This window comes from Burkholderia mycopellens, from assembly GCF_964265025.1.
GTDB lineage: Bacteria > Pseudomonadota > Gammaproteobacteria > Burkholderiales > Burkholderiaceae > Burkholderia.
On the sequence record NZ_OZ183803.1, the window covers coordinates 168462 to 195128 of the forward strand.

21 protein-coding genes and 1 pseudogene are annotated in these 26667 nt (G+C 67.4%); 15 read left to right on the forward strand and 7 right to left on the reverse strand.

Annotated elements, in window-relative coordinates; all coding sequences use genetic code 11:
* Positions 1-223: 223 nt before the first annotated feature.
* A complete protein-coding gene (locus tag ACPTTC_RS19065; protein ID WP_423393479.1) occupies positions 224-1627 on the reverse strand; it encodes a GntP family permease in 1404 nt (467 codons plus the stop codon).
* Between the two features lie 317 nt (positions 1628-1944).
* Here ACPTTC_RS19065 and ACPTTC_RS19070 point away from each other — a divergent pair, with 317 nt between their 5' ends.
* The 5 genes from ACPTTC_RS19070 (at position 1945) to ACPTTC_RS19090 (ending at position 7703) form a co-directional block, all read left to right on the forward strand.
* Positions 1945-3423 carry a sigma-54 interaction domain-containing protein gene (locus tag ACPTTC_RS19070; protein WP_423393480.1) on the forward strand — a complete coding sequence of 493 codons (1479 nt, stop codon included), beginning with the start codon at positions 1945-1947 and terminating at the stop codon, positions 3421-3423.
* A 54-nt stretch (positions 3424-3477) separates the two neighbouring features.
* Positions 3478-4005, forward strand: coding sequence for a BON domain-containing protein (locus ACPTTC_RS19075; protein WP_423393481.1), 528 nt, complete (start codon positions 3478-3480; stop codon positions 4003-4005).
* A gap of 61 nt (positions 4006-4066) precedes the next feature.
* Positions 4067-4339 (forward strand): hypothetical protein, encoded by a 273-nt coding sequence (locus tag ACPTTC_RS19080; protein WP_226197358.1) that lies wholly within the window; start codon positions 4067-4069, stop codon positions 4337-4339.
* Between the two features lie 103 nt (positions 4340-4442).
* Entirely contained in the window at positions 4443-4742 is a 300-nt protein-coding gene (locus ACPTTC_RS19085) for an H-NS family nucleoid-associated regulatory protein (protein WP_423393482.1), read from the forward strand.
* Positions 4743-5345: 603 nt separating this feature from the next.
* Complete coding sequence (locus ACPTTC_RS19090; RefSeq protein ID WP_423393483.1) at positions 5346-7703, forward strand: GNAT family N-acetyltransferase; 2358 nt, start codon at positions 5346-5348, stop codon at positions 7701-7703.
* A gap of 665 nt (positions 7704-8368) precedes the next feature.
* Here the strand turns inward: ACPTTC_RS19090 and ACPTTC_RS19095 are convergent.
* Positions 8369-8920 (reverse strand): hypothetical protein, encoded by a 552-nt coding sequence (locus tag ACPTTC_RS19095; RefSeq protein ID WP_034181621.1) that lies wholly within the window; start codon positions 8918-8920, stop codon positions 8369-8371.
* Positions 8921-9093: 173 nt separating this feature from the next.
* The gene (locus tag ACPTTC_RS19100; RefSeq protein ID WP_423393484.1) at positions 9094-9915 is read right to left on the reverse strand and encodes an IclR family transcriptional regulator; all 822 of its coding nucleotides are present in this window, start codon (positions 9913-9915) and stop codon (positions 9094-9096) included.
* A gap of 663 nt (positions 9916-10578) precedes the next feature.
* On the opposite strand from ACPTTC_RS19100, the gene ACPTTC_RS19105 reads away from it, so the two are divergent.
* Positions 10579-11427 carry an ureidoglycolate lyase gene (locus ACPTTC_RS19105; RefSeq protein WP_423393485.1) on the forward strand — a complete coding sequence of 283 codons (849 nt, stop codon included), beginning with the start codon at positions 10579-10581 and terminating at the stop codon, positions 11425-11427.
* Positions 11428-11574: 147 nt separating this feature from the next.
* Here ACPTTC_RS19105 and ACPTTC_RS19110 read toward each other — a convergent pair whose 3' ends face one another.
* Positions 11575-11958 carry a VOC family protein gene (locus tag ACPTTC_RS19110; RefSeq protein ID WP_226197364.1) on the reverse strand — a complete coding sequence of 128 codons (384 nt, stop codon included), beginning with the start codon at positions 11956-11958 and terminating at the stop codon, positions 11575-11577.
* A gap of 253 nt (positions 11959-12211) precedes the next feature.
* Here ACPTTC_RS19110 and ACPTTC_RS19115 point away from each other — a divergent pair, with 253 nt between their 5' ends.
* Positions 12212-12856: a CGNR zinc finger domain-containing protein gene (locus tag ACPTTC_RS19115; RefSeq protein WP_423393486.1), complete on the forward strand. Its 645-nt coding sequence runs from the start codon at positions 12212-12214 to the stop codon at positions 12854-12856.
* Positions 12857-12878: 22 nt separating this feature from the next.
* Here the strand turns inward: ACPTTC_RS19115 and prpR are convergent, their stop codons facing one another.
* A complete protein-coding gene (prpR, locus tag ACPTTC_RS19120) occupies positions 12879-14870 on the reverse strand; it encodes a propionate catabolism operon regulatory protein PrpR (RefSeq protein WP_423393487.1) in 1992 nt (663 codons plus the stop codon).
* A 170-nt stretch (positions 14871-15040) separates the two neighbouring features.
* Between prpR and prpB the strand changes: the two genes are divergently transcribed.
* The 7 genes and pseudogenes from prpB to ACPTTC_RS19155 all read left to right on the forward strand — a co-directional run.
* Entirely contained in the window at positions 15041-15934 is an 894-nt protein-coding gene (gene prpB / locus ACPTTC_RS19125) for a methylisocitrate lyase (protein WP_423393488.1), read from the forward strand.
* Between the two features lie 212 nt (positions 15935-16146).
* The gene (prpC, locus tag ACPTTC_RS19130) at positions 16147-17319 is read left to right on the forward strand and encodes a bifunctional 2-methylcitrate synthase/citrate synthase (protein ID WP_031400290.1); all 1173 of its coding nucleotides are present in this window, start codon (positions 16147-16149) and stop codon (positions 17317-17319) included.
* A 79-nt stretch (positions 17320-17398) separates the two neighbouring features.
* Positions 17399-19993 carry a Fe/S-dependent 2-methylisocitrate dehydratase AcnD gene (gene acnD, locus ACPTTC_RS19135; RefSeq protein ID WP_423393489.1) on the forward strand — a complete coding sequence of 865 codons (2595 nt, stop codon included), beginning with the start codon at positions 17399-17401 and terminating at the stop codon, positions 19991-19993.
* A gap of 24 nt (positions 19994-20017) precedes the next feature.
* A complete protein-coding gene (prpF, locus tag ACPTTC_RS19140; RefSeq protein WP_423393490.1) occupies positions 20018-21208 on the forward strand; it encodes a 2-methylaconitate cis-trans isomerase PrpF in 1191 nt (396 codons plus the stop codon).
* A gap of 278 nt (positions 21209-21486) precedes the next feature.
* Positions 21487-22539, forward strand: a complete 1053-nt coding sequence (locus ACPTTC_RS19145; RefSeq protein ID WP_423393491.1) for a CaiB/BaiF CoA transferase family protein — start codon at positions 21487-21489, stop codon at positions 22537-22539.
* 118 nt (positions 22540-22657) lie between these two features.
* A complete protein-coding gene (locus tag ACPTTC_RS19150) occupies positions 22658-22906 on the forward strand; it encodes a type II toxin-antitoxin system Phd/YefM family antitoxin (protein ID WP_226197371.1) in 249 nt (82 codons plus the stop codon).
* Positions 22896-23102, forward strand: a pseudogene (locus ACPTTC_RS19155) (type II toxin-antitoxin system RelE family toxin); the annotation flags it as partial. The gene ACPTTC_RS19150 and the pseudogene ACPTTC_RS19155, both read left to right, overlap by 11 nt.
* A gap of 84 nt (positions 23103-23186) precedes the next feature.
* Here the strand turns inward: ACPTTC_RS19155 and ACPTTC_RS19160 are convergent.
* Positions 23187-23630, reverse strand: coding sequence for a PaaI family thioesterase (locus ACPTTC_RS19160; protein WP_011353771.1), 444 nt, complete (start codon positions 23628-23630; stop codon positions 23187-23189).
* A gap of 270 nt (positions 23631-23900) precedes the next feature.
* Here ACPTTC_RS19160 and ACPTTC_RS19165 point away from each other — a divergent pair, with 270 nt between their 5' ends.
* A complete protein-coding gene (locus ACPTTC_RS19165) occupies positions 23901-25520 on the forward strand; it encodes a methyl-accepting chemotaxis protein (protein WP_423393492.1) in 1620 nt (539 codons plus the stop codon).
* Here the strand turns inward: ACPTTC_RS19165 and ACPTTC_RS19170 are convergent.
* Positions 25493-26602 (reverse strand): AGE family epimerase/isomerase, encoded by a 1110-nt coding sequence (locus ACPTTC_RS19170; RefSeq protein WP_423393493.1) that lies wholly within the window; start codon positions 26600-26602, stop codon positions 25493-25495. The two genes, ACPTTC_RS19165 and ACPTTC_RS19170, sit on opposite strands and share 28 nt — an antisense overlap.
* Positions 26603-26667: the final 65 nt, after the last annotated feature.

Consider the following 26667-nt stretch of genomic DNA (forward strand, 5'->3'; position numbering starts at 1 on the left):
CGGCGCCGATCGCATACGGCGACCGTCGAAAGCAGTGTAGGCCTCGCTCGATTCGTGAAAAATGCCGCTACGCCCAACGTAGTGTTCTGCTGCGGACAACAATGCGTGAGCCGGCGAGAGCGCCTGGACGGCGCCCGGCAAAAAAGGGGGGAGCGGAGGAGAAGCCGGCCGCATGTGCGCAGCCGGCGGACAGCGGCCCGGAGGTGGGCCGCTGGGGCGGGTGTTACACGAGCCCCGTCGTGTAGTACACGGCGATCACGAAGAACACCGCGAGCGTCTTGATGATCGTGACCGCGAAGATGTCGCGATACGACTCGCGGTGCGTGAGGCCCGTGACCGCGAGCAGCGTGATCACCGCGCCGTTGTGCGGCAGCGTGTCCATGCCGCCGCTCGCCATCGCGACGACCCGGTGCAGCACGTCGAGCGGGATATTGGCGGCCTGCGCACCCTTGATGAACAGGTCCGACATCGCGGCGAGCGCGATGCTCATGCCGCCCGACGCCGAGCCGGTAATACCGGCGAGCGAGCTGACCGACACGGCCGCGTTGACGAGCGGGTTCGGGATGCTTTTCAGCGCATCGCCGACGACCAGGAAGCCCGGCAGCGCGGCGATCACGCCGCCGAAGCCGTATTCCGACGCGGTGTTCATCGCGGCGAGCAATGCGCCGCCGACGGCAGCTTTCGAGCCGGCCGCGAAGCGGTCGCTGACGCGATTGAACGCGGTCAGTACGACCAGCACGATGCCGAGCAGCAGCGCGGCCTCGACCGACCAGATCGCGACGACGGTCTTGATCGACGTCGTCACCGGCGTGTGCACGCCCGGTAGCACGTCCGGCGCGACCGTGTACGACGCGGCGCCGTACCACTGCGGGATCAGCTTCGTGAACAGGAAGTTCGACACGCCGACGAGGATCAGCGGCAGGATCGCGAGCGCCGGGTGCGGCAGCGACGTCGCCTCGACGCGCTCCGGCTCGTTGACGAGGGACGTGCCGTAGCCTTCGCCCTTCGCCATCGCCGAGCGGCGGCGCCATTCCAGATAAGAGAGGCCGACGACGACGATGAACAGCGAGCCGATCGTGCCGAGTGCCGGCGCGGCCCAGGCGGTCGTCTTGAAGAACGTGGTCGGGATGATGTTCTGGATCTGCGGCGTGCCGGGCAGCGAATCCATCGTGAACGAGAACGCGCCGAGCGCGATCGCGCCGGGCATCAGCCGCTTCGGAATGTTGCTCTGGCGATAGAGTTCGGCCGCGAACGGATACACCGCGAACACCACGACGAACAGCGACACGCCGCCATAGGTGAGCAGCGCGCATACCGCGACGATCACCGCATTCGCGCGCGAGCGGCCGATGTAGCGGATCGCCGCATGAACGATCGATTCGGAGAACCCGGACAGTTCGATCACCTTGCCGAACACGGCGCCGAGCATGAATACCGGGAAATACAGTTTGACGAAGCCGACCATCTTCTCCATGAAGATGCCGGAGAAGACCGGTGCGACGGCGGCGGGTTCGGTCAGGAGCACCGCGCCGAGTGCGGCGATCGGCGCGAACAGGATCACGCTGTAGCCGCGATACGCGGCGTACATCAGGAACGCCAGCGCGGCGAGGACGATCACGAAAGACAAGGGGAGTCTCCTAATGGCTTTGATAGTTGTTCGATCGCGCGACGCGTCGCGGACCGGCTCAGGTTCGTGCAGGTTTCGTGCCATCGGCCGGATTGCGCCGCCGGACGTGGGTCCGCCGGAGACCGGAGGGCCCGCACCGGTCGTTGTCTGAGGATTCTACATAAAACGTCTCCATCCGGAGACGAAATGGCCGTCCGGCCAGCCCGTGGAATCGGGCAGGGCTTTCCCGGACAACGCCTTGCGGCATGTCTCCAGAGTGAGATAATCCGTCTCGTTCTGGAGACAACCGGTCGAAAATACACGGAGACGAAGACACGATGATGAACGACTGGGCCCGCCTGCCCGTCAACTACGGCGACGTGCTGCGGCGCGCCGCCGAGTCGCTGTTCCGGACCTTCGAGGATTCGAGTGCGGGCACGGTGGTCGTCGATCGCGATGCGCGCGTCGTGTGGATGAACGAGCGGTACGCGGCGCGCTTCGGTTTCGCCGATCCGCAGCAGGCCGTCGGCCTCGACTGCGAGGCCGTGATCCCGAACAGCCTGATGCGCGAGGTCGTCTCGACCGGGCAGCCGATCCTGCTCGACATCATGGAGACGGGCCGCGAGCCGCTCGTCGTCACGCGCCTGCCGCTGAAGAACGAGGCGGGCGAGACGGTCGGCGCGATCGGCTTCGCGCTGTTCGACCAGTTGAAGACGCTTACGCCGATCTTCTCCCGCTACGCACAGCTTCAGCAGCAACTGATCGCGACGCAGCGTTCGCTCGCGCAGGCGCGCCGCGCAAAATACACGTTCGCGAGCTTCGTCGGCACGAGCGCCGCGAGCCTCGAAACCAAGCGCCAGGCGCGCCGCGCCGCGCAGGTCGATTCGCCGGTGCTGCTGCTCGGCGAGACGGGCACCGGCAAGGAACTGCTCGCGCATGCGATTCACGCGGCGTCGGCGCGTGCGCTCCAGCCGCTCGTGACCGTCAACGTCGCCGCGATTCCCGACACGTTGCTCGAAACCGAATTCTTCGGCGCGGCGCCCGGCGCCTACACGGGCGCCGATCGCAAGGGGCGCGTCGGCAAGTTCGAGCTGGCCGATCGCGGCACGCTGTTTCTCGACGAGATCGGCGACATGCCGCTGCCGCTGCAGGGCAAGCTGCTGCGCGTGCTGCAGGACAAGGAATTCGAGCCGGTCGGCTCGAACCGGATCGTGCGCGCGGACGTCCGGATCATCGCTGCCACCAGCGCCGACCTGCCGGCGCTGGTCGCGGCCGGGCGTTTTCGCGCGGATCTCTATTACCGGCTGAACGTGCTGACGATCCACGCGCCGCCGCTGCGCGAGCGCGCGTCCGACATCGCGGCGCTCGTCTACGCGACGCTCGAGGAACTGGCCGCGCAGCACGGGCGCGCCGCCCATTGCGAGCTGACCGACGATGCGCTGCGGATGCTGTGCGCGTATCCGTGGCCGGGCAACGTGCGCGAGTTGCGCAATACGCTCGAACGCGCGCTGATGCTGTCGGACCGGTCGGTGATCGATGCGCGTGCGCTCGCGCCGTTCCTTGGGCCGGTGCGCGTATCGATGGAGAGTGCCGTACCGGCTCGGCCGCTGGCCGCGTCGCCGGTCGAACGGCGCGTGGGCGAGGTGCCTGCTGCGCCGGCCGCCTCGTATGCCGATGCATTGGCGGCGTGGGAGCGCCAGTTCCTGACCGATGCGCTCGCGGCCTGCGACGGAAAGGTGGTGGAAGCGGCCGCGCGCATCGGGATCGGCCGCGCGACGCTGTACAAGAAACTGGCGGCGCTGGGCATCGACCGGTAAGCCGATCGGCAAAACCGACGCGCTTCGACGCGAAGCATCGAACAGGAGATCACGATGAAACGGATCGGCATCGCGGCTTGGCTGCCCCTATTGCTGGCGACCTCCGCGTTCGCGCAGTCCGGCGACACCGACGCGCCCGAGGCGCGGCGCAACTGGTACAACGATCCGTTCATCGCGCTGTCGCGGGACGTGGCCGAATGCCCGTTGCCGCTCGGCCCGTGGATGACCCGGGCCGAGATGACGGACGACGCGCATTACCGCGCCGAACGCGGCACCACCTGCTGGCTCGCGCATCGCTGCACGAAGCCGAATTCTTATATGTATGACGCACCGATCGCCGACGCCGTGAAGGCGCACTTCGCCGGCTCCGATCGGCTGCATGGCACGAGCCTGTGGATCACCGTGCAGCGACGTTTCATCTATGTCGAAGGATGTGCCGACACGGTGTTTGATCGGCAGGCGTTGCAGCGCGAACTCGAGGCGCTTCCCGACGTCGAGCAGGTGTTCGTTCGCATCACCGACGATCCACGCAAGAGCTTGCCGTACAAGGCGCGCGGGCAACCCGGCCGTACGCCGAACTGACGGCCGAAGGGCTGCGCATGGCATACTCGCGACATTCAAAAAAAGGTTGACGGGAACAACGATGAAACACATGCTTGCGTCGGTCTGTCGGCGGCCTCGGGCGGCCATCGTGTTGGCTCTGGTTGCAGGGCTCGGCGGGTGTGGCGGCAGCGCGCCGCTGTTCACTTCGGACGGGCGTCCGACTACCCAGGTGCAATGCACCGGTAGCGACTGGAGCAATTGCACGGACAACGCCCGGGCGATCTGCAACGGGGATTTCGAAGTGCTGCAGCAATCGAGTGATGACGGCACGCGAAATCTTCTCTTCGCGTGCAAGAAGAAGAGCGGTTATTGATCCCGAGATAACCCGCCGAGGAAACCACGATCGGGCGAAGCGTTTTACTGTTGGCTGAGAGTCATCTATTTTTCACGAATAACACTCACGGAGTCCCATCGATATGGCGACCTACAGGCAACTGACCGCGCAGCTCGAACGGCTTCAGCAAAAGATCGACAAGGAACGCGAAAAGGCGATTGCCGATGCGATTGCCGATATCCGCGCGAAAATCGAGGAATACGACATCACGCCGGAAGAGCTCGGGTTTCGTCCGGTGAGCGCGGCCGCTGCCAGAGCAAAGCCGAAGCGTACGTCGCCGCCGAAATACCTGAACCCGAAGACGGGCGAAACGTGGAGTGGCCGCGGGCGCGCGCCGACGTGGCTCGGCAAGAACCGCGCACGTTTCCTGATCAAGGACTGACTCCCGAAAAACCTCACCTTTCGCGTACTGACTGACGGTGCGAACGGCCATGCGGCCGTCGCACCGTTTTGTTTTTGTGCATTCCCGGCGCGATTCCCGATGGCGTATTGAACGGCGACACCGCGCAATTAACGAATCACGTTTTGCGTATTCGCTGCGATTCGACGGCATATCGCGGCGAATTCCGGTAAACAGCCGTGCAATTGCGCAGCACATGCGCATTGGCCTGCGCCATTCTCGCGGTGCACGCGTGCAGCGAATTCCGATCACCTTTCGCGTGTTTGCGCGTGGCGCCGGGCATTTCCCGAAGATACTCACCATGGCTCCTGTAAATCCTCACCTCTGAGGAAGCGGACGAAGCGCCGCGCCGCATGCCTGCACCGGGTGCGCCGAGCGAATGTGCTTGGCCTGCGTGCGGCGATGGCTTCCGTGCTCGTGTTGCAGGCCCATGGTGCGAGCGTTGACGTGGGTCGAACAGTCGGCCGTTCGGCATATAGGCAGCCGCATGCGCTTCGCCTATGCTTGGGGTTCGCGTCGATCGGCGTACGGCCTGTCCTTGCCGTATGCCGATCTGGTCGTCTTTCGTTACCGCAGGGAGCCGATGTGACCGTTCGCCATCTCGACGCGTTGTTCCAGCCCAAGTCCGTTGCGGTCGTCGGCGCGTCGTCGCGCGCGGGCAGTATCGGCGCGATGGTGTGGTCGCGCGTGCTCGAAGGTGCATTCGAGGGGCCCGTGTGGCCCGTCAATCCGAAGTATCGTGACCTGCACGGGCATCCGGTCGTTTCCGATGTCGACCGCTTGCCCGCGCCGCCGTCGGTGGCCGTGATCTGCACGCCGCCCGCGACCTGGGCCGGCATCGTGCGCAAGCTCGGCGAGCTCGGCACGCGCGCCGCGGTGATCGTCGGCGAGGCGCGCACCGACGCCGATCGCGCCGCGCTCGATCGCACGCTGAAGGCGGCGAAGCCGTTCGTGCTCCGTATCGTCGGGCCGGGCAGCCTCGGCGTGCTGTCGCCTGCGCGGCATGCGCATTTCGGCGCGCCGGCCTACACGGCGCGATCGGGCGGCGTCGCATGGGTGTCGCAATCGAATGCGCTGACGAACGCGGTGCTCGGCTGGGCCGATGCACGGGGCCTCGGCTTTTCGCATGTCGTCGCGCTCGGCGGCGAGTCCGATGTCGATGCGGGTGACGTGCTCGACTATCTCGCGAGCGACCCCGGCACGCGCGCGATCCTGCTCGAACTCGATACCGTGCGCGCCGCGCGCAAGTTCATGTCGGCCGCGCGCGCGGCCGCACGCAACAAGCCGGTGCTCGCATTGCGCACCGGCCGCGCGGATCCCGGCGACGCACTCTATACGGCGGCGTTCCAGCGCGCGGGGATGGTGCGTGTGGATGCGCTCGACGATCTGCTCGACGAGATCGAGACGCTCGGCGTCGGCCGCGTCACGGCGCGCGGCGCGGCCACGCTCGTGACGAGTGATGCGGGTGTCGCGAAACTTGCGGTCGATGCGGTGGCCGAGGTACGCGACGTGCTGGCCGACTGGTCGCCCGCGGCCACGTCGGCCGTGTCGGCTGCGCTGCCGCATCTCGCGTCACCCGGCAATCCGCTGGCGCTGGGCGACGATGCGCGCCCCGAGCATTTTGCCGCAGCGCTCAAGGCGCTCGCGCCGTTCCCGCAAACGGGCACGCTGTTCGTCGTCCATTCGACTTCCCACAGCGCGCCGGCCGATGCGGTTGCGCACGCGCTGATCGAATCACGGCAGTACGCGCATCGCGGCATCCTCGCGTGTTTCTTCGGCGCGGTCGACGCGGCGACGCGCGATGCACTGCACGCGAACGGCATTCCCGTGCATACCACGCCGAAGCGGCTCGCGCGCGCGTATGCGCGTCTCGTCGACTACAACCTCGGGCGGCAACTGCTGATGCAAACGCCGGAGGGTACGCCGCTGCAGCCGGCCGAGTGCGTTGCATCCGCGCAGGCCGATGCGCGCCGGATGGTCGAAGCCGGTCAGCATGAGATCACCGGCGAAGCCGCGCTGCACTGGCTGTCCCATTTCGGCCTGCAGGGCGAGCCGGCCGTCGAGCCGGCCGGGAGGAAAGTCGTCGATGTCACCGTCGATATGTACGACGATTCGAACTTCGGCCCGGTGTTTCGCTATGCCGTGCCGCCCGCGGACGGCGTATCGGCGCCGTTCGTCGTCTATGGCTTGCCGCCGCTGAACACCGTGCTCGCCCGCGCGGTGATGGAGCGCTCGCCGTATGCACGCAGCACGCCCATCGAGCCGACGCTCGACGCGTTGACGGCGCTGTCGCAGGTCGTCTGCGACGTGCGCGAAGTCGTTGCGATGTCGGTCACGCTGCGCGTGCTGTCCGACCGCGCGCAGGTGATCGCACCGCGCATCACGCTGGCGGCAGGTCGCAGCCGGCTGGCGATCATGCCGTACCCGCGTCACCTCGAGCAGACGCTCGAGTGGCGCGGCGAGACGGTGACGATCCGCCCGATCCGTCCGGAGGACGAGGCCGCGCACAACGAACTGCTCGGCGCGATGACACCGGACGATCTGCGGATGCGTTTCTTCGGTGCGGTGCGCAGCTTCGATCATTCGCAGGTCGCGCGCATGACGCAGATCGATTACGACCGTGAGATGGCGTTCATCGTGTCGTTCACCGATGTGTCGGGGCGCGACCACACGCTCGCGGTGGTGCGTGCGGTGGCCGATCCCGACAACGAGACGGCGGAGTTCGCGATCGCGGTACGACCCGATCAGAAGGGCAAGGGGCTTGGCCGGCTGTTGATGACGCGCATCATCGACTACGCGCGCTCGCGCGGAACCGCATGGATGATCGGCGAGGCGCTGCGCGAGAACTCGGCGATGATCTCGCTGGCGAAGGCGTGCGGGTTTGCGGTGTCGACGACGGAGGAGCCGGGCGTGGTGGGCTTCAGGATGAAGTTGCAGCCGTAGCGTGTGTCGTCGGCGCGACGCACGGAAGAGGCTGCATGCAGTCGATGCCTCCGCCTCCCGGCACGTTGTGGATGGTTTCAGACAGGAATGCAGGGCAGTCGAACCTGTCTGGCGAGCGAAGCAACCGCGAACGTGTCGGCGCCTGTTCGCAACGGAAATATCGACGCGCAAACGGCGCCGATCAGGCACCGCGAGACGCGTACCGCTCGCCGCGATATCCGTCCCGCGTCGCGGCTTTCCGCAAGGTGTCCGCACGCATTGACTGCCGCATTCCACCCTCGAAAATTCGAACTTGCCCAAAAGGTGAGATTTTTCGGGAGCCGCCGGTGAGCTTCTCCGGGATAGCGGTGGTGAGCCGATACGGGAGCGCTCGGTGAGCCTTCCCGGGAAGCGCCGGTGAGTGTCTCCGGGAGGCATCGGGAAGCCTTTCCGGGGCGCATGGGTGAGGATCTGCGGGAAGTGTCGGTGAGAACATCCGGGAGACTCGGGTGAGGGTCTTCGGGAGTCTGGGTGAGCTTTTTCGGGAGGCTTGGGTGAGCGCCTGCAGGATGCCAAGGTGAGACTTTTCGGGAGCATCCGGACGCGCGGTTCCCGCAAGCGCAGCGCCGGCCAAGGCCGGCGTCACGCAGGGGGCGGACACGCATGAACCGTGCCCGCGGCTACCTTCAGGCAGCGAGTTTCGATGCCGCGTCGTTCACCTGGTCGCGCGAAATCGCGAGTTCCTCGAGGTGCGGATCGGCATAGACGGCGCCGGTTTCGCGCTCGAGGCGGGCGATCGTCAGTGCACAGCGCGCGGTGTCCTTCGGCATCGCGATGAAGCGCTTGACCGATTCGCCGGACGTGAATGCTTCGAACAGCGCGCCGCGCACGTCGTCCGGAAGCGTCTTGGTCCACTGGTACGGCTTGCCGTTGAACGTGATCGACGGCGGCAGCGTGCGTTCCTTCTTGGTCGCCGTGATGAGCCCGTAGGTGCGGGCCGCGTCGCCGATCTGCTCGGGCGAGAAGAGTTCGTCGGGCGTGATGTCGAACTGCTCGATGTAGTTCTCGATCGCCTGCATTGCGGCGGCGCGATCGTCGCGCTTCTTTTGCGCGCGCGCGACGATATCGCGCAGCTCGTCCGCCTCTTCGGGCGTGATCGTGAAGCTTGCCTGCTTCTGCTGAAGTTCGGAGAAACGCTGGAATTCTTGATCGTTCAGAAGTTTGGCCATGACATCCATCGGACACGACGGCCGCGACAACCGGCCGCCGTAGTTTTTGAGAGGGCCGCTATTTTAGCGTAGCGCCATGGGCGCACGATATGGCACCGTGCGTCGCGCCGCGCGCAGGTGTTGCGCGCGACCGGGATCGGCGCAATGGCGCCATACCCGGTGCGCTCCGCCGAGCCTGAGCGTCAGCAGGTCTCGTCGCGGCACATCGACAAACGGGCGGCCGTGTCGCGCAACCCTTCGACGACCGCGTCGACGGACGGCGCCAAGTGCGTATCGATCCGGCGCATGTAGGGGCAGGTCAGCACCGCGATCGCATGGCCGGACGGCCCGAGGATGGGCGCGGTCAGGTCGGTCACGCCGTACGCCTGGCGGCTGTCCTGGCGCAGGTAACCGTCCTGCCGGATGGACTGGCACGCGTACGCGAGTTCCTGCTCGTTCACCGGCGCTTCGCCCTTGACCTTGCGGTGCTCGACGAGCATGTGCGCGCGCTGCTCGGCACCCTGGAACGCCAGCATCACGCGCCCCGATGCCGTATCGGCGAGCCCGACGCGCGAGCCGAGCCGGACCGACACGCCCCACGGGCCGGGCCCGTCGACCTGCGCGATCACGAGCAGGTTGCCGCGATCGTAGACGGACAGGTGGCACGATTGTTCGGAGGCGTCGGCGAAACGCTGCATCGGCGGCAACGCCTCGGCAATGAGCCGGCTCATCGGCGGGTGCCGGTGCGCGAGCGAGAACAGCTTGAGGCTGAGCGTGTAGCGGTCGCCGCCGGTCGAGCGCATCACGTAGCGGCGCGCGACGAGGCGTTCGAGCATTCGGTAGATCTCGCTCGCGTTACGGCCGAGTTCCTTCGTGATTTCGGTGCGGGTGAGGCCTTCTTTCTGCTCCGACAGGAGTTCGAGAATGTCGAGACCCTTGTCGAGCGCGGGCGCGCGATAGCGGTCGATTGCGCCCATCGATTCCCGAGCGTCGCAGCCGGGAAGCAGGTCGTTGGTTGTTTGCATTGTCGGTGTGAGGTTGGGGGATTGCCGTCGGTCGGTTGGCGACGCACGCTGACCAATTCTGCAACCCGCTTGTGTCGAGCCCGCGTGTGGCAACGAAGGCCGCCGTTTGAGCTTAACAACAAACATTTAGTGTGCAATGCAGCGTCTTTTTACCGATCGTTACCGGATAAGAACGGATCAGTTGATTTTCAGGATGACAGGGAAGCCCCGAATACCCGGTATTTGTAACAGGTGGCACCGGTTCAAGGTGTTCGAAAGGAAATCGGGCGGCGGCGCTATTCGCGATGCTGCGCCGCAGCGTCCGCGGGCGCACCAATAGTCGGTATCCGTCGCGCGTCATTTCATCGCGCACGGCCGGTGGTACAAAGGTTGGCGGGCCAGCGACGGTGCGGCCGCGCATGAAGCCGGCCGGTACGGGCCGGACCATGTCGCGGGTGCCGGGCCGTCGTCGCCGATGCGCAGACCGGCGGCCGCCCGTTCGATGTGCGCCATACTTCGGTGCGGCGCCACGATCGCTGCGCCCGCGCGACCCTCGCGTGTCGACGGCATGCCGGATGCGGCGCCGACGCGCGCAATCGACGATCGACAATCAGTCCGGCGTGCGGCCGCGAAGGGCCGCGTCGGCCGGAATCCTGTCCCATTCGACAACAGAGGTTGACCACGATGAAACTGCTTCGCTATGGCCCGTCCGGCCAGGAAAAGCCCGGGATTCTCGACGCGGACGGCCGGATTCGCGACCTGTCCGCGCATGTGCCGGACTTGTCCGGTGACGTGCTGTCCGACGCGGGTCTCGCGCGGTTGCGCGCGATCGATCCGGCCACGCTGCCGCTCGTGCCGGGCGAGCCGCGCATCGGCGCGTGCATCGGGCACGTCGGCAAGTTCATCGGCATCGGTCTGAACTACGCCGATCACGCGGCCGAAGCCGGCATGCCGGTGCCGAAGGAGCCGGTCGTGTTCGGCAAGTGGACGAGTTCGATCTGCGGCCCGAACGACGGCATCGACATCCCGAAGGGCTCGGTCAAGACCGACTGGGAAGTCGAGCTGGGCGTCGTGATCGGCGCGACCTGCAAGGACGTCGACGAAGCGCGCGCGCTCGATTACGTCGCGGGCTATTGCGTCGTCAACGACGTGTCCGAGCGCGAATGGCAGCTCGAGCGCGGCGGCCAGTGGGACAAGGGCAAGGGCTTCGACACGTTCGGCCCGATCGGTCCGTGGCTCGTCACGCGCGACGAGGTGCCCGATCCGCAGCGTCTCGAACTGTGGCTCGAAATCGACGGCCACCGTTATCAGCACGGCAACACGCACACGATGGTGTTCACCGTCGCGCAGCTGATCGCCTATCTGTCGAGCTGCATGACGCTGCAGCCGGGCGACGTGATCACGACCGGCACGCCGCCGGGCGTCGGCATGGGCATCAAGCCGTCGCCGGTATTCCTCAAGGCCGGCCAGATCGTGCGCCTCGGCGTCGAAGGGCTCGGCGAGCAGTTGCAGCGCACGCGCGGCGCACACTAACCGAACGAGCCGCGATCCCGTTGAGCGACCGCAGCAGGCGGTCGCCGGAAACCGGATGCTGACGCTGACGCGTCAAAACCAAGGGCCCGAATCCGCGTAATGCGGAATCGGGCCCTTGCCGTTTGTACGCGGTGTACGCGGGTTCGATCACACGACGTTGTCGAGTTCGCAATGCGCTTCCAGCCGATACCCGTCGGGATCGACGACGAACGCCGCGTAGTAGCCGGGGCCGTAGTGCTCGCGCTTGCCGGGCCCGCCGTTGTCCTGGCCGCCGTGCTCGAGCGCGGCGCGGTAGAACGCGTCGACCTCGACGGGCGAAGCGGCCTTGAACGACAGGTGCATCCCCGAGTCGGGATCAGGGGCGACGGGGCGAGGCGCATATTGCAACCACAGCTGCGGCTCGGTCGCGCCGTACCCGATCGAGCCGTCGTCGCTGTACAGCCGCTTGTAGCCGAGCGCGCCGAGCGTGCTGTCGTAGAACGCGCGGCTGCGGCCGATGTGGGCGACGCCGAAGGAAAGGTGATCGATCATCTGTTGGCTCCTTGAACTGAAGGGGGACGTCAGTGCGGCAAACCCGCCTATAGGCACCATGCCAGCCGCTTGTAGCGGAGCGCGCCGAGCGTGCTGTCGTAGAACGCACGGTTTCGGTCGTTGTGGATAACTCCGCAGGAAAGGCGATCGATCATCTGTGGCTCCTTGAACTGAAGGGAGACGTCAGTGCAGCAAACCTCTTTAACCACCATGCAGGTTATGTTAGAAAGCGTCCGAGGGCTTGTCAACCGGCATGGTGGTTAGATACGATCCGGGCATGAGCGATACGCAACCTTCCGTCACGACGGACTGCCTGATTCCGGCGCCGCCCGAAACCCTGAGCATCGATTTCGCGAACACGCTGTACTGGCGTGGCAGCGACCCGCCGACGGAAACCTTCGGAACGATGGATGACCTGCTGGCGTGGTGCCGCGAGCAGGCCGGCGTGCCGGCCGGCCTGGCCGACAAGTGCCGCGTGCGCGGCGTGGAGGAAGGCGAGCCGGCGATGCTCGTGCGTGCGCTCGCATTGCGCGAGGCGCTGTATCGGCTCTTTTATGCGCAGGCCGAGCGGCGCGAGCCGCAAGAGGACGATCTCGCGCTGCTCGGCGGCTTCCTGGCGGAAGCGTCGCCGCGCGTTGCGCTGGCGCGCGTCGACGGAGGCTATGCGTGGCGGATCGGGGATACGGGCGCAACGCTCGCGGGGCTGCTGAGCCCGGTGCTTTGGTCGGCGATCGACCTGCTCGGCGGTGCGCGGCTCGCGAAGGTCAAGCGTTGCGCGAACGACGCCTGCCAGTGGCTGTTCATCGACGACAGCAAGAACGGCAGCCGCCGCTGGTGTTCGATGTCGTCGTGCGGCAATCGCGCGAAGGCGTACCGCCACTATCACAAGGCCGACTGACGGTCGGCCCGTTCACTGCGCGTCAGCCGCCCTGCTTCGCCGACAACTTCCGCCACAGCGTCGTCTTGCTGATGCCGAGCATCGCGCACGCGCGGTCGCGGTCGCCGCCGCACGCGTCGAGCACCGCGCGGATCTCGTCAGCTTCCGCGCGGCGGCGGCGCGCCTGCAGCGTCTGCGCATCGTCGCTGTCGGCCGCGTCGGGCGGCGCCGCGAACAGCTCGGGTGCGATCGACTGCAGCGCGTCGGGAGCGAGCGCGGCGCATGCGGCGGCGGCATCGTTTTCATCGACTTCCTCGGCCAGCTCCACCGCGATCCGCTCGATCACGTTCTGCAGTTCGCGCACGTTGCCGGGCCACCGGTAGCGCGCGAGCGTTGCCTGCGTTGCACCGAGCACGCGCGCGGCATCGCCGGCGTCGCGCAGGCGTTCGGCGAGGCGCGGCTCGCGCCGCGCGGCTTGCACGAGCAGCGTGGCCGCGAGCGCCGGGATATCGGCCGCGCGCTCGCGCAGCGGCGGCAGGCCGACGTTCAGGATGTTGAGCCGATAATAGAGATCCGCGCGGAACGTGCCGGCCTCGACGGCCGCGAGCAGCGGACGGTGCGTCGCGGCGATCACGCGCACGTCGATGCGGATCGGCTCGGTCGAGCCGAGGCGGATCACCTCGCGCTCCTGCAGCGCGCGCAGCAGCCGGCTCTGCAGCGACGGCGGCATTTCGCCGATTTCGTCGAGAAACAGCGTGCCGCGATGGGCGGCTTCGAACAGGCCGGTCTTGCCGCCGCGCCGCGCACCGGTGAACGCGCCTTCCTCATAGCCGAACAACTCGCTTTCGAGCAGCGCTTCCGGAAACGCGCCGCAGTTGACCGCGACGAACGGGTAGCTGCGCCGCGCGGACAGCGCGTGCAGGCTTTGCGCGATCATTTCCTTGCCGGTGCCGCTTTCGCCGAGCACGAGCACGGTCGCGTCGGATTTCGCGTAGCGGCGCACGAGATCGCGCACGCGCGCCATCGGCGCCGATGCGCCGACCACGTCGTCGAGCGCGTAGCGCGCCGCGAACTGCTGCGTGGTGGGCTGCGAACGAAGCGCACGATCGAGCCGTTCGACCGCGCGCGATTCCTGGAACGTCAGCACGCTGCCCGACGTGACGCCGCGATCGACGAGCGGCCCGCGATGCACGACGTAGCGCACGCCGCGCACGGTCGCGAGCGCGTCGCCATCCTCGCCGCGCAGCGTGCGCAACTCGGGCCGCAGGTCGACGAGCGCGCGGCCGACGGCCGCCGCGGGTTCGACCCCGAGCGCCGTCGCAAGCCGCTCGTTGATCGCTTCGACGCGGCCGCGCGCATCGAGCGCGACCACGCCGTCGCGCAGGTGCTGGAGCAGGTTGTCGAGCCGCTGGCGGCGGAACGCTTCGGCATGCGTCGCATACGCGACTTCGAGCGCGGTATCGACGGCCTTGCGTACCGATGCGTGCGAATACAGGAACACCGCGCCCATGCCGGCGCTGGCCGCGAGGTCGGTGACGAGGCCGGGGCCCACGATCGTCTCGATGCCGCGGTCGCGCAGCTCGTGCACGCAGGCTTCCGCTTCCTGTGCGGACTGATATGACGCAAACTGCACGTCGAGGCCGTATGCGGCGACGAAGCGGCGCACTTCGGGCGGGGTTTCCCCGGCGCTGACGAGCGCGATCCGCGATGCGTCGCGCCGTGCGCGTGCGAGCGCCTGCATCACGTCGAAGCCGGTCGGCGACACGACCACCACCGGTACCTGCGCACGCGTCTTCAGGAAGCCGCCGTTCGAGCCGGCCGCGACGATCACGTCGGGCCGCGCGGTGCCGGCCTCGGCGATCGCGCTGAGCGCATCCTCATAGGCGCGCGTGACGATGCGCACGTCGGCGCGTTCGTCGAATTCGCCGGCGATTTCGCGGAAGAGATCGCGCAGGCGGCTGATGCCCATCGCCCAGATGCGCGGGCGCACCGCGCGATCGGCCGGGCCGACGGGCTTGGTCGAGGAGAGGTCCATGGCGGTCGATTATGCGCGCGTGATTTCATTTTTGAAACATGAAATTGCTAAATTGAAATCATCAGGCGCTGCCTCGCCCGTGCCGGGTGCTTAAGAATCAGTGAGTTAGCGCCGTTGCGTGAGCTGGCCCGGTCCTTGCTGTTAATGGTCATTCCTTCAGGAGGCCGTTCATGAGCAATACGCATCTTCAGAGCGCCGGCGCGAAATTCCGCGCGGCAGTCGCGGCGGAGCAGCCGCTGCAGGTGGTCGGCGCGATCACCGCCTACGCCGCCAAGATGGCGCAGGCCGTCGGCTTCAAGGCCGTGTACCTGTCGGGTGGCGGCGTCGCCGCGAACTCGCTCGGGATTCCCGACCTCGGCATCAGCACGATGGAAGACGTGCTGATCGACGCGAACCGGATCACCAACGCGACCGACTTGCCGCTGCTCGTCGACATCGACACGGGCTGGGGCGGCGCATTCAACATCGCGCGCACGGTCCGCTCGTTCATCAAGGCCGGCGTCGCGGCCGTGCACATGGAAGACCAGGTCGGCCAGAAGCGCTGCGGCCACCGCCCGGGCAAGGAAGTCGTGCCGATCGAAGAAATGGTCGATCGCGTCAAGGCCGCGGTCGACGCGCGCACCGACGATCAGTTCGTGATCATGGCGCGCACCGACGCGGCCGCGGCCGAGGGCATCGATTCGGCGATCGAGCGCGCGGTGGCCTATGTCGAAGCCGGTGCGGACATGATCTTCCCGGAAGCGATGAAGACGCTCGACGACTATCGTCGTTTCAAGGCCGTCGTGAAGGTGCCGATCCTCGCGAACCTGACGGAGTTCGGTTCGACGCCGTTCTTCACGACCGACGAGCTGCGCGAGGCGAACGTCGACATCGCGCTGTACTGCTGCGGCGCATATCGCGCGATGAACAAGGCCGCGCTGAATTTCTACGAGACGGTGCGCCGTGACGGCACGCAGAAGGCGGCCGTGCCGACGATGCAGACGCGCGCCGAGCTGTACGACTTCCTCGGCTATCACGAATACGAGCGCAAGCTCGACGAGCTGTTCGCGCAGGGCAAGAAGTAACGCGCCCGCGCGCCGGGACACGATTCCGGAGAGCTTTGCATGGGGCCGCACTAGGCGCTGAAGCGCCAAGTCTGGCCGACAGCTTTGCATGGGGCCACACTAGGCGCTGAAGCGCCAAGTCCGCCCGACGGCTTTGCATCGGTCGGGCCCGGCGCCGCGGCGCCGGTTCAACCGACCGCTGATACCCCCGATACACATTGGAGAACGGAAACATGAGCGAGACGAAAGACGCAGCTGCACCGGCCGCCGCAGGCGCATTCAAGCCGAAGAAGTCGGTGGCGCTGTCGGGCGTGACGGCCGGCAACACCGCGCTGTGCACGGTCGGCAAGACCGGCAACGACCTGCACTATCGCGGCTACGACATTCTCGACGTCGCCGAATCGTGCGAATTCGAGGAAATCGCGCACCTGCTCGTGCACGGCACGCTGCCGAACCTGACCGAGCTGGCCGCGTACAAGACCAAGCTGCGCGCGCTGCGCGGCCTGCCGAACGCGCTGAAGGCGGCGCTCGAGCAGATCCCGGCGTCCGCGCACCCGATGGACGTGATGCGCACGGGCGTGTCGGTGCTCGGCACCGTGCTGCCGGAGAAGGACGACCACAACCTGCCGGGCGCGCGCGACATCGCCGACCGCCTGATGGCATCGCTCGGCTCGATGCTGCTGTACTGGTATCACTTCTCGCACAACGGCAAGCGCATCGAGACGGAAACCGACGACGACTCGATCGGCGGCCACTTCCTGCACCTGCTGCACGGCAAGACGCCGTCGAAGTCGTGGGTCGAGGCGATGCACACGTCGCTGATCCTGTACGCCGAGCACGAATTCAACGCGTCGACGTTCACCGGCCGCGTGATCGCGGGCACGGGCTCGGACATCTACTCGGCGATCACCGGCGCGATCGGCGCGCTGCGCGGGCCGAAGCATGGCGGCGCGAACGAAGTCGCGTATGAAATCCAGAGCCGCTACAGCTCGCCGGACGACGCCGAAGCCGACATCCGCCGCCGCGTCGAGAACAAGGAAGTCGTGATCGGCTTCGGCCACCCGGTCTACACGATCTCCGATCCGCGCAACAAGGTGATCAAGGGCGTCGCGCACAAGCTGTCGAAGGAAGCGGGCGACCTGAAGCTGTACAACATCGCCGAGCGCCTCGAATCGGTGATGTGGGAAGCGAAGAAGATGTTCCCGAACCTCGACTGGTTCAGCGCGGTGTCGTATCACATGATGGGCGTGCCGACCGCGATGTTCACGCCGCTGTTCGTGATCTCGCGCACGTCCGGCTGGAGCGCGCACATCATCGAGCAGCGCATCGACAACAAGATCATCCGCCCGAGCGCGAACTACACCGGTCCGGAAGACCTGCAGTTCGTGCCGATCGAGAAGCGCTGATCCGCCAGCCGCGCGCCGGCCCCGCGAGACGGGCGCCGGCGCGCGCCGGACGTCATACCCTGATTTCCCGCCCCACACCATGAATACCGCCCACCGCAAACCCCTGCCCGGCACGTCGCTGGACTATTTCGACGCGCGTGCCGCGGTCGAAGCGATCGCGCCCGGCGCCTACGACACGCTGCCGTACACGTCGCGCGTGCTCGCCGAAAACCTCGTGCGCCGCTGTGATCCGGCGATCCTCGCCGATTCGCTGAAGCAGATCGTCGAGCGCAAGCGCGACCGCGATTTCCCGTGGTTCCCGGCGCGCGTCGTGTGCCACGACATCCTCGGGCAGACCGCACTCGTCGATCTCGCCGGCCTGCGCGACGCGATCGCCGACGGCGGCGGCGACCCGGCCAAGGTGAACCCGGTCGTGCCCGTGCAGCTGATCGTCGACCACTCGCTCGCCGTCGAATGCGGCGGCTTCGATCCGGACGCGTTCGCGAAGAACCGCGCGATCGAGGATCGCCGCAACGAGGATCGCTTCCACTTCATCGAGTGGACGAAGAAGGCGTTCGAGAACGTCGACGTGATCCCGCCGGGCAACGGCATCATGCACCAGATCAATCTGGAGAAAATGTCGCCGGTGATCCAGGCGCAAGACGGCGTTGCGTATCCCGACACCTGCGTCGGCACCGACAGCCATACGCCGCACGTCGACGCGCTCGGCGTGATCGCGATCGGCGTCGGCGGGCTCGAAGCCGAGAACGTGATGCTCGGCCGCGCATCGTGGATGCGCCTGCCCGACATCGTCGGCGTCGAGCTGACCGGCAAGCGCCAGCCCGGCATCACCGCGACCGACATCGTGCTCGCGCTGACCGAGTTCCTGCGCAAGGAGAAGGTGGTCGGCGCGTACCTCGAATTCCGCGGTGCGGGAGCGGCGAGCCTCACGCTCGGCGATCGCGCGACGATCTCGAACATGGCGCCCGAATACGGCGCGACGGCCGCGATGTTCTTCATCGACGGCCAGACGACCGACTACCTGCGCCTCACCGGCCGCAGCGACGAGCAGGTGAAGCTCGTCGAGACCTACGCGAAGGTGGCGGGCCTGTGGGCCGATACGCTGGACAACGCGCAATACGAGCGCACGCTGACGTTCGACCTGTCGAGCGTGGTGCGCAACATGGCCGGCCCGTCGAATCCGCACAAGCGGCTGCCGACGTCCGACCTCGCCGCGCGCGGGATCGCCGGCGAGTGGGAGGAGAAGGCGGGCCAGATGCCCGACGGCGCGGTGATCATCGCCGCGATCACGAGCTGCACGAACACCAGCAATCCGCGCAACGTGATCGCGGCGGCCTTGCTTGCGCGCAACGCGAACGCACGCGGCCTCACGCGCAAGCCGTGGGTGAAGAGCTCGCTCGCGCCCGGCTCGAAGGCGGTCGAGTTGTATCTGGAAGAAGCGAACCTGCTGCCGGAACTCGAGAAGCTCGGCTTCGGCATCGTCGCGTTCGCGTGCACGACCTGCAACGGGATGTCGGGTGCGCTCGATCCGAAGATCCAGCAGGAGATCGTCGATCGCGACCTGTACGCGACGGCCGTGCTGTCCGGCAACCGCAACTTCGACGGCCGCATCCACCCGTATGCGAAGCAGGCGTTCCTCGCGTCGCCGCCGCTCGTCGTCGCGTATGCGATCGCCGGCACGATCCGCTTCGACATCGAGAAGGACGTGCTCGGCCACGACCAGGACGGCAAGCCCGTCACGCTGAAGGACATCTGGCCGACCGACGAGGAGATCGATGCGATCGTCGCGTCGAGCGTGAAGCCCGAGCAGTTCCGCAAGGTCTACGAGCCGATGTTCGCGCGCAGCGCCGATGCGGGCGAGCGCGCGGCGCCGCTGTACGACTGGCGGCCGCGGAGCACGTACATCCGCCGCCCGCCGTACTGGGAGGGGGCGCTGGCCGGCGAGCGCACGCTGCAGGGGATGCGCCCGCTCGCGGTGCTCGGCGACAACATCACGACCGACCACCTGTCGCCGTCGAACGCGATCCTGCTGGACAGCGCGGCCGGCGAATACCTCGCGAAGATGGGCCTGCCGGAAGAAGATTTCAACTCGTACGCGACGCACCGGGGAGACCACCTCACGGCGCAGCGCGCGACCTTCGCGAACCCGACGCTGATCAACGAGATGGCGGTGGTCGACGGTGCGGTGAAGAAGGGCTCGCTCGCGCGCGTCGAGCCGGAAGGCAAGGTCATGCGGATGTGGGAAGCGATCGAGACGTACATGAATCGCAAGCAGCCGCTGATCGTCGTGGCCGGCGCCGACTACGGCCAGGGCTCTTCGCGCGACTGGGCCGCGAAGGGCGTGCGGCTCGCGGGCGTCGAGGCGATCGCCGCCGAAGGGTTCGAGCGGATCCACCGCACGAACCTGATCGGGATGGGTGTGCTGCCGCTCGAGTTCAAGCCCGGCACGAACCGGACGACGCTCGGCATCGACGGCACCGAAACCTTCGACGTGATCGGCGAGCGCACGCCGCGCGCCGACCTGACGCTCGTGATTCACCGCAGGAACGGCGAGCGCGTCGAGGTGCCGATGACGTGCCGGCTCGATACGGCCGAGGAAGTGTCGATCTACGAAGCGGGCGGCGTGCTGCAGCGCTTCGCGCAGGACTTCCTCGAATCGTCGCAGGCGGCGTGACCCGCGCAACTTGAGAACACAGACATGGCTCACATTCCTCAAATCAGGATTCCCGCGACCTATATCCGCGGCGGCACCAGCAAGGGCGTGTTCTTCCGGCTGCAGGATCTGCCGGAAGCCGCGCAGGCGCCGGGCGCCGCACGCGACGCGCTGCTGCTGCGCGTGATCGGCAGCCCCGATCCGTACGGCAAGCAGATCGACGGGATGGGCGGCGCGACGTCGTCCACCAGCAAGACGGTGATCGTGTCGAAGAGCACGCGGCCCGGCCATGACGTCGACTACCTGTTCGGGCAGGTTTCGATCGACAAGGCGTTCGTCGACTGGACCGGCAACTGCGGCAACCTGTCTGCGGCAGTCGGCCCGTTCGCGATCGGCGGCGGGCTCGTCGATCCGGCGCGCGTGCCGCGCGACGGCATCGCGACCGTGCGAATCTGGCAGGCGAACATCGGCAAGACGATCGTCGCGCATGTGCCGGTGACGAACGGCGCGGTGCAGGAGACGGGTGATTTCGAGCTGGACGGCGTCACCTTCCCGGCCGCCGAGGTGCAGCTCGAATTCATGGACCCGGCCGCGGAGGAAGAGGGCGCGGGCGGGTCGATGTTCCCGACCGGCAACCTCGTCGATGAGCTCGCGGTGCCGGGCGTCGGCACGCTGAAGGCGACGATGATCAACGCGGGCATTCCGACGATCTTCGTCGAAGCGGAAGCGATCGGCTATACGGGCACCGAGCTGCAGGACGCGATCAACGGCGATGCGAAGGCGCTCGAGAAGTTCGAGACGATTCGTGCGCACGGCGCGCTGCGCATGGGCCTGATCGACACGCTCGATGAAATCGCGACGCGACAGCACACGCCGAAGATCGCGTTCGTCGCGAAGCCGGCCGATTACGTTGCATCGAGCGGCAAGCGCGTGAACGCGGGCGACGTCGACCTGCTGGTGCGCGCGATGTCGATGGGCAAGCTGCACCACGCGATGATGGGCACGGCGGCGGTCGCGATCGGCACGGCCGCGGCGATCCCCGGCACGCTCGTCAACCTGGCGGCGGGCGGCGGCGAACGCAACGCGGTGCGCTTCGGGCATCCGTCGGGGACGCTGCGCGTCGGCGCGGAAGCGCAGCTCGAGAACGGCGAGTGGACCGTCACGAAGGCGATCATGAGCCGCAGCGCGCGCGTGCTGATGGAGGGCTGGGTGAGGGTGCCGGGGGATGCGTTCTGACGCTTGCCGGTTCCGGCGCGCCAACCGGTATGCGCGCCGGTTTCCCCGATCCCTGCAAAGCGGATTCCGCCGCGCAGGGATTTTTCGTTTGACGCGCGCGGGACGGACGCGATCCGTTGCGCCACGCACGGGACCGGAATGCGTGCCGAAGCGCGGGCGCTGGTCGACCGCGAAGCATGGGACCATGCGTAAGTGCTAAAGCGCTAACGCTGGTCGACCGCGAAGCATGGGACCAGCGTAAGCGCTAAAGCGCTAACGCTGGTCGACAGGAGAATCGCATGCCGCTCGATGCGCCGCTTTCCGGCATCCATATCGTCGAATTCGAAGGCCTCGGCCCCGGCCCGCTCGCGGGCTGGATGCTCGCCGGGATGGGCGCGCGGATCACGCTGGTCGCACGCCCGTCCGGCCGCACGAGCGCGCCGGACGCGTTGAAGGCCCGCGACGGCGACCTGCTGCGTGAAGGCAAGACGATCGTCGAACTCGACCTGAAATCAACGGCCGGCCGCGACGCCGCGCTCGACCTGATCGCGCAGGCCGACGCGCTGATCGAGGGGCTGCGGCCCGGCGTGATGGAGCGGCTCGGCCTCGGGCCCGACGATTGCGCGCGTCGCAACCCGAAGCTCGTGTACGGGCGGATGACCGGCTGGGGCCAGCACGGCCCGCTCGCGGCCGCGGCCGGGCACGACCTGAACTACGTCGCGTTGACCGGGCTGCTGTCGCTATCGGCACCGAACGACGGCCGGCCGGGCCTGCCGCCGACCGTCGTCGGCGATGCGGGCGGCGCGCTCGGGCTCGCGTTCGGGATCGTCTGCGCGCTGTTCGATGTGCGCGGCGGCGGGCCGGGGCGCGTGGTCGACGGCGCGATCGTCGACATCGTGTCGATGCTCGGTTCGCTTGCGCTGTGGGCGCGCGCGAACGGGCAGCTCGACGGCGCACAGCCGAGCCTCTTCCACGACGCACCGTTCTACGATGTGTATCGCTGCGCGGACGGCGAATGCGTGACGATCGGCGCGCTCGAACCGCCGTTCTATGCGCTGCTGGTCGCCCGGCTCGGGCTCACCGACGTCGATCCGGCGTCGCAGTATGACCGCGCGCGCTGGCCCGCGCTGAAGGCGCGTTTCGCCGACGTGTTCGCGCAGCAGCCGTCCGCGCACTGGCGCGCGCTGCTGGAGGGCACCGACGCGTGTTTTGCGCCGGTATTGAGCGTGGTCGACGCGGCCGTGCATCCGCACAACGCGGCACGCGGGATCTATCGGACGGATGAGAACGGCAACGTGCGGGCGCGGGTGGCGCCGCGGTTTCTGCCGCTGGCGGGCGGTGAGGCCGAGTAGGCGTGCCGAACTTTACGGCTCGGGAGCGAATTCGGCATGGCCGGTATGGCACCTGGAATCGTGCTAAATATGGTGCCAAATAAAGTGCAATGGAAATTCAATCGAAAAAGGAGCGGACATGCCCCACACCATCCTGGCCAGTGTGACGGCGAGCGTCTCGGAGCTGAAGCGGAACCCGATGGGAACCGTTGCGGCGGGCGAGGGCTTCCCGGTCGCGATCCTGAATCACAACGAGCCTGCGTTCTATTGCATTCCGGCGAAGACATGGGAGGCGATGGTCGAACGTCTCGAAGATATCGAAGACAACGCGCTGGCTGACTCGCACGCCAAGGAGAAAACCGTCAAGGTCAAGCTGAATGACCTTTGAGCTCGCCTTTCTCGAACCTGCGTTGAAGGAGTGGAAGAAGCTCGATCGCACCGTTCGCGATCAGTTCAAGGCCAGACTCGCCGAACCGCTCGAGAATCGTCGTATTCCCTCGGCGAAGCTGCACGGTCATCCGGACCGCTACAAGATCGAGCTGCGCAGTGTCGGCTATCGTCTCGTGTACGAAGTGCGCGATGCGGTTCATCTCGCCCCAAGGAAACGCTAGCGCGATACGCGCTGCGTGTTCGCCTTTTCTCCCATTGACCTCGGGCCGGGTAGCCGCTCACGCCGTTTCCTCAGGCGCATCAGGCATCTTGCCGTCGCCGACGCGGTTGATCGTACCCTGCGCGATCGCGACGAGCCGCTCGTGATCGCCGTCGATGACGAACACATGACACTGGCAGGTCGCCTGGTGCCGGCCCGCATAGACGAGCTTCGCGCGGGCGACGAGCGTGCCGTTCACGGCCGGCCGCAGGTAGTTGATCTTGTATTCCGCCGTGATCACGCGCGGGCCGAGCACGAGCGCGCCGGCGAACGTCAGCGCATTGTCCGCGAGGTAGCTGATGACGCCGCCGTGCACGAAACCGTGCTGCTGCCGCAGTTCTTCGCGCACGGGCAGGCACAGCGACACTTCGTTGTCGCCGATGTGCATCAGCTCCGTGCCCAGCAGCATGCTGAACGGTTGCGCGCGCAATGCGCCGCGCGCGTGGTCCGTGATGTCGGTCATCGACTTTCCTCGAAATGAGCGCCCGCTTGCGCTGAACTCTAGGAAGGGGGATGCGGATAAGCAAGGAAATTCGTCCGCATTTCGTGCAATTTCCGGCGCGAGGCGACGCGATTATTGCGTCGAATGCCGTAGATTTCCCTGTTTGCGGGCAATTCGACGGGAATGCGCGGGCAACGCGAACTTCGCCGCCGTCCGCACCTAAAGTCCGACGAAGAAATGCCGCTAATGCCGGGGCATTGCCTCATCGTCCGCTTTCCAGGAATCTCCCCCATGTTTGGAAAAATCAAGCTCGCGTCGGGTCTGCTCGGCGTGTTGACCGTGTTCTGCCTGTTCCTGTTCGCGATCGAGGCGCTCGGCTTCTGGGCGCTCAAATCGACGCGCAGCGGGGTCGACGATCTGTCGAACGTCGCGATCACGCAGGTCGAGGCGGCCAGCCAGGCGACCCAGCAGTTGCTCGACGCGCGCATCAACCTGTCGCGCGCCGGCACGCGGATGGTGCGCGGCGGCCCGAAACCCGAGGACATCATTCGCCATGCGGGCGTTTCGCTCGCGGAAGCGGACAAGGCGTTCGCCGCGCTGACGGCCGCGCAGCCGGTCGACGATACGAACCGCGCGCGCGTCGCGGCGCTCGCCGAGCGCTATCGCGCGCTGCGCGGCGCGCTGGGCGAACTCGTGCAGTTCCTCGACGCCGATAACATCCAGGCATTCCTCGATCAGCCGACGCAGAGCATCCAGGACGCCTACGTCGCCGAGCTGCGCCGTTTTACCGACTATGGCGGCGCATCGAGCCGCACGGCGCTCGACACGATCGACGGTGGCATGCTCTGGTTCAAGTCGGTCGGCATCGTGCTGCTGGCGGCGATGCTCGCGGCGAGCGCGGCGATCTACGCGGCCGCGCGGCGCGCGGTCGTCGCGCCGCTGGAAGAGGCCGGCCGCCATTTCGAGCGGATCGCGCAGGGCCGGCTCGATGAAGTCGTGCGGGCAGGCGGCGTGTTCGAGATCGACCGGATGCTGCGCGGCCTCGCCGCGATGCAGACGAGCATCGCGGGCACCGTGCGCACGGTGCGTCAAGCGTCTGACGCGATCCACCTCGGCGCGGGCGAGATCGCGGGCGGCAACGCCGACCTGTCGGCGCGCACGGGCACCCAGGCCGCATCGCTCGAGGAAACGGCCGCGAGCATGGAGGAACTGACGGCGACCGTCCGGCAGAACACCGACAGTGCGCGCGCGGCGAGCGCGCTGGCCGACGCGGCGCTCGAGGCGACGAGCCACGGCGGCGGCGTGGTCGACAGCGTGATCGACCGGATGCGCGGTATCGCGCAAAGCTCGGGGCGGATCGCGGAGATCATCTCGGTGATCGACGGCATCGCGTTCCAGACCAACATCCTTGCACTGAATGCGGCGGTGGAAGCCGCACGCGCAGGCGAACAAGGGCGCGGCTTCGCGGTCGTCGCGGGCGAAGTGCGCTCGCTCGCGCAGCGCAGCGCGCAATCGGCGAAGGAGATCAAGGCGCTGATCGAGGATTCGGTCGCGCAGATCAACGGCGGCGCGGAACTCGTCGAGCGCGCCGGCGACGCGATGCGAACGGTGTCGGCGTCGATCACGCGCGTCGTGCAGACGATGTCCGAAATCACGGCGGCGTCGGTCGAGCAGAGCGTCGGGATCGAGCAGGTGAACCAGGCCGTCACGCAGATGGATCAGCTCACGCAGCAGAACGCGGCGCTGGTGGAGGAGGTCGCGGCGGCGGCCGCGTCGCTGAACGACCAGACCGCGCACCTGATGCAGGCGGTGTCGGTGTTCGAACTGGGCGATGGCCGCGCCGCACGCGGCGAGCGCGCGGCGCCGTCGCGCGCCGACGCGGGTTACGCGCCGGCCGGCAGCGCCGCGTAGGCGGTCGCGAGGTGGTAGGGCGTCGTCGACGGCATGTCGGCGCGCGACACCTGCCCGTCAGCCGTCTTGCACTCGAACCAGCCGCGCGGATGCAGGAAGCGCGCGGCGAAGCGTTCGATCTGCCGCGCGAGCGGCGCGGAGGCCGGCGTGCCGCCGTGCGTCGCGAGCGCGCGCAGGTACTCGGTCTGCGCCCAGATCCGCTGTGTGCCGTCGATACACGCGCCTTGCGCGTCGAGCGCCGCGCAGACGCCGCCCGTCTGCGCATCGACGCCGTATTGCTCCGCGAACGCGAACGCGCGCGCCAGCGCGCCGGGGAGCCCGGTCTGCGCGAGCCGCGCGCCGGCCGCATCGACCAGATAGAACCACTCGAACTGATGGCCGGGCTCGAATCGGTTGTCGGCCGCGCCGAGCGGCAGCTCGGCCACGCAGCCGGTTGCCGGGTCGACGAACGTGCGCTCGACGGCCTGCGCGGTGTGCGCGAGCGCATCGTCGAACGCCGCGTCGCCGAATGCATCGGCCGCCGCGAGCCAGGCTTCGGTCAGGTGCATCAGCGGATTCTGCAGCGCCCCGCTGCCGGATGACGAGAAATCGGCGTGGCGCGCCGCATCGAGCAGCGCGTCGCCGGGGCGCGGCGCGAAACGGTCCTGAATCAGCGCGGCGGTCTCCTCGGCCGCCTGGCGCGCGGCGGCGTCGCCCGACGCCGCATACCACGCGGCGCACGCGAACACGATGAAGGCGTGCGTATAGAGATCCTTGGTCGTGTCGAGCGGTGCGCCCTGCGCGTCCACGCTGTAGTTCCAGCCACCGTGGCGCGGGTCGCGAAAGTGCCGGCCCAGCGCGTCGAACAGCGTGGCCGCGTGCGCGGTGTCGCCGGCCTGCGCGAACACGAACAGTTGCCGCGCGCAGGCCATTGCGCGATAACGGGTGACAGGCATCGGCGCGTGGGTGGCCGGATCGACGGCCTCGAACGGCAGCTGCAACGTGTGGTCGAACCCTGAACCCCGCCAGATCGGCAAGACGACGTGCGCGAAGTGGTGGCGCAGCTGGGCGGCCTGGGCGGAAGCGGAGTCGGAAACGGACATGACGGGGTTGAGCACTGGGTTCGAAACGTGTCGGCGCGGCCCGGAGGAGCGGAGCGGCCGGGGCC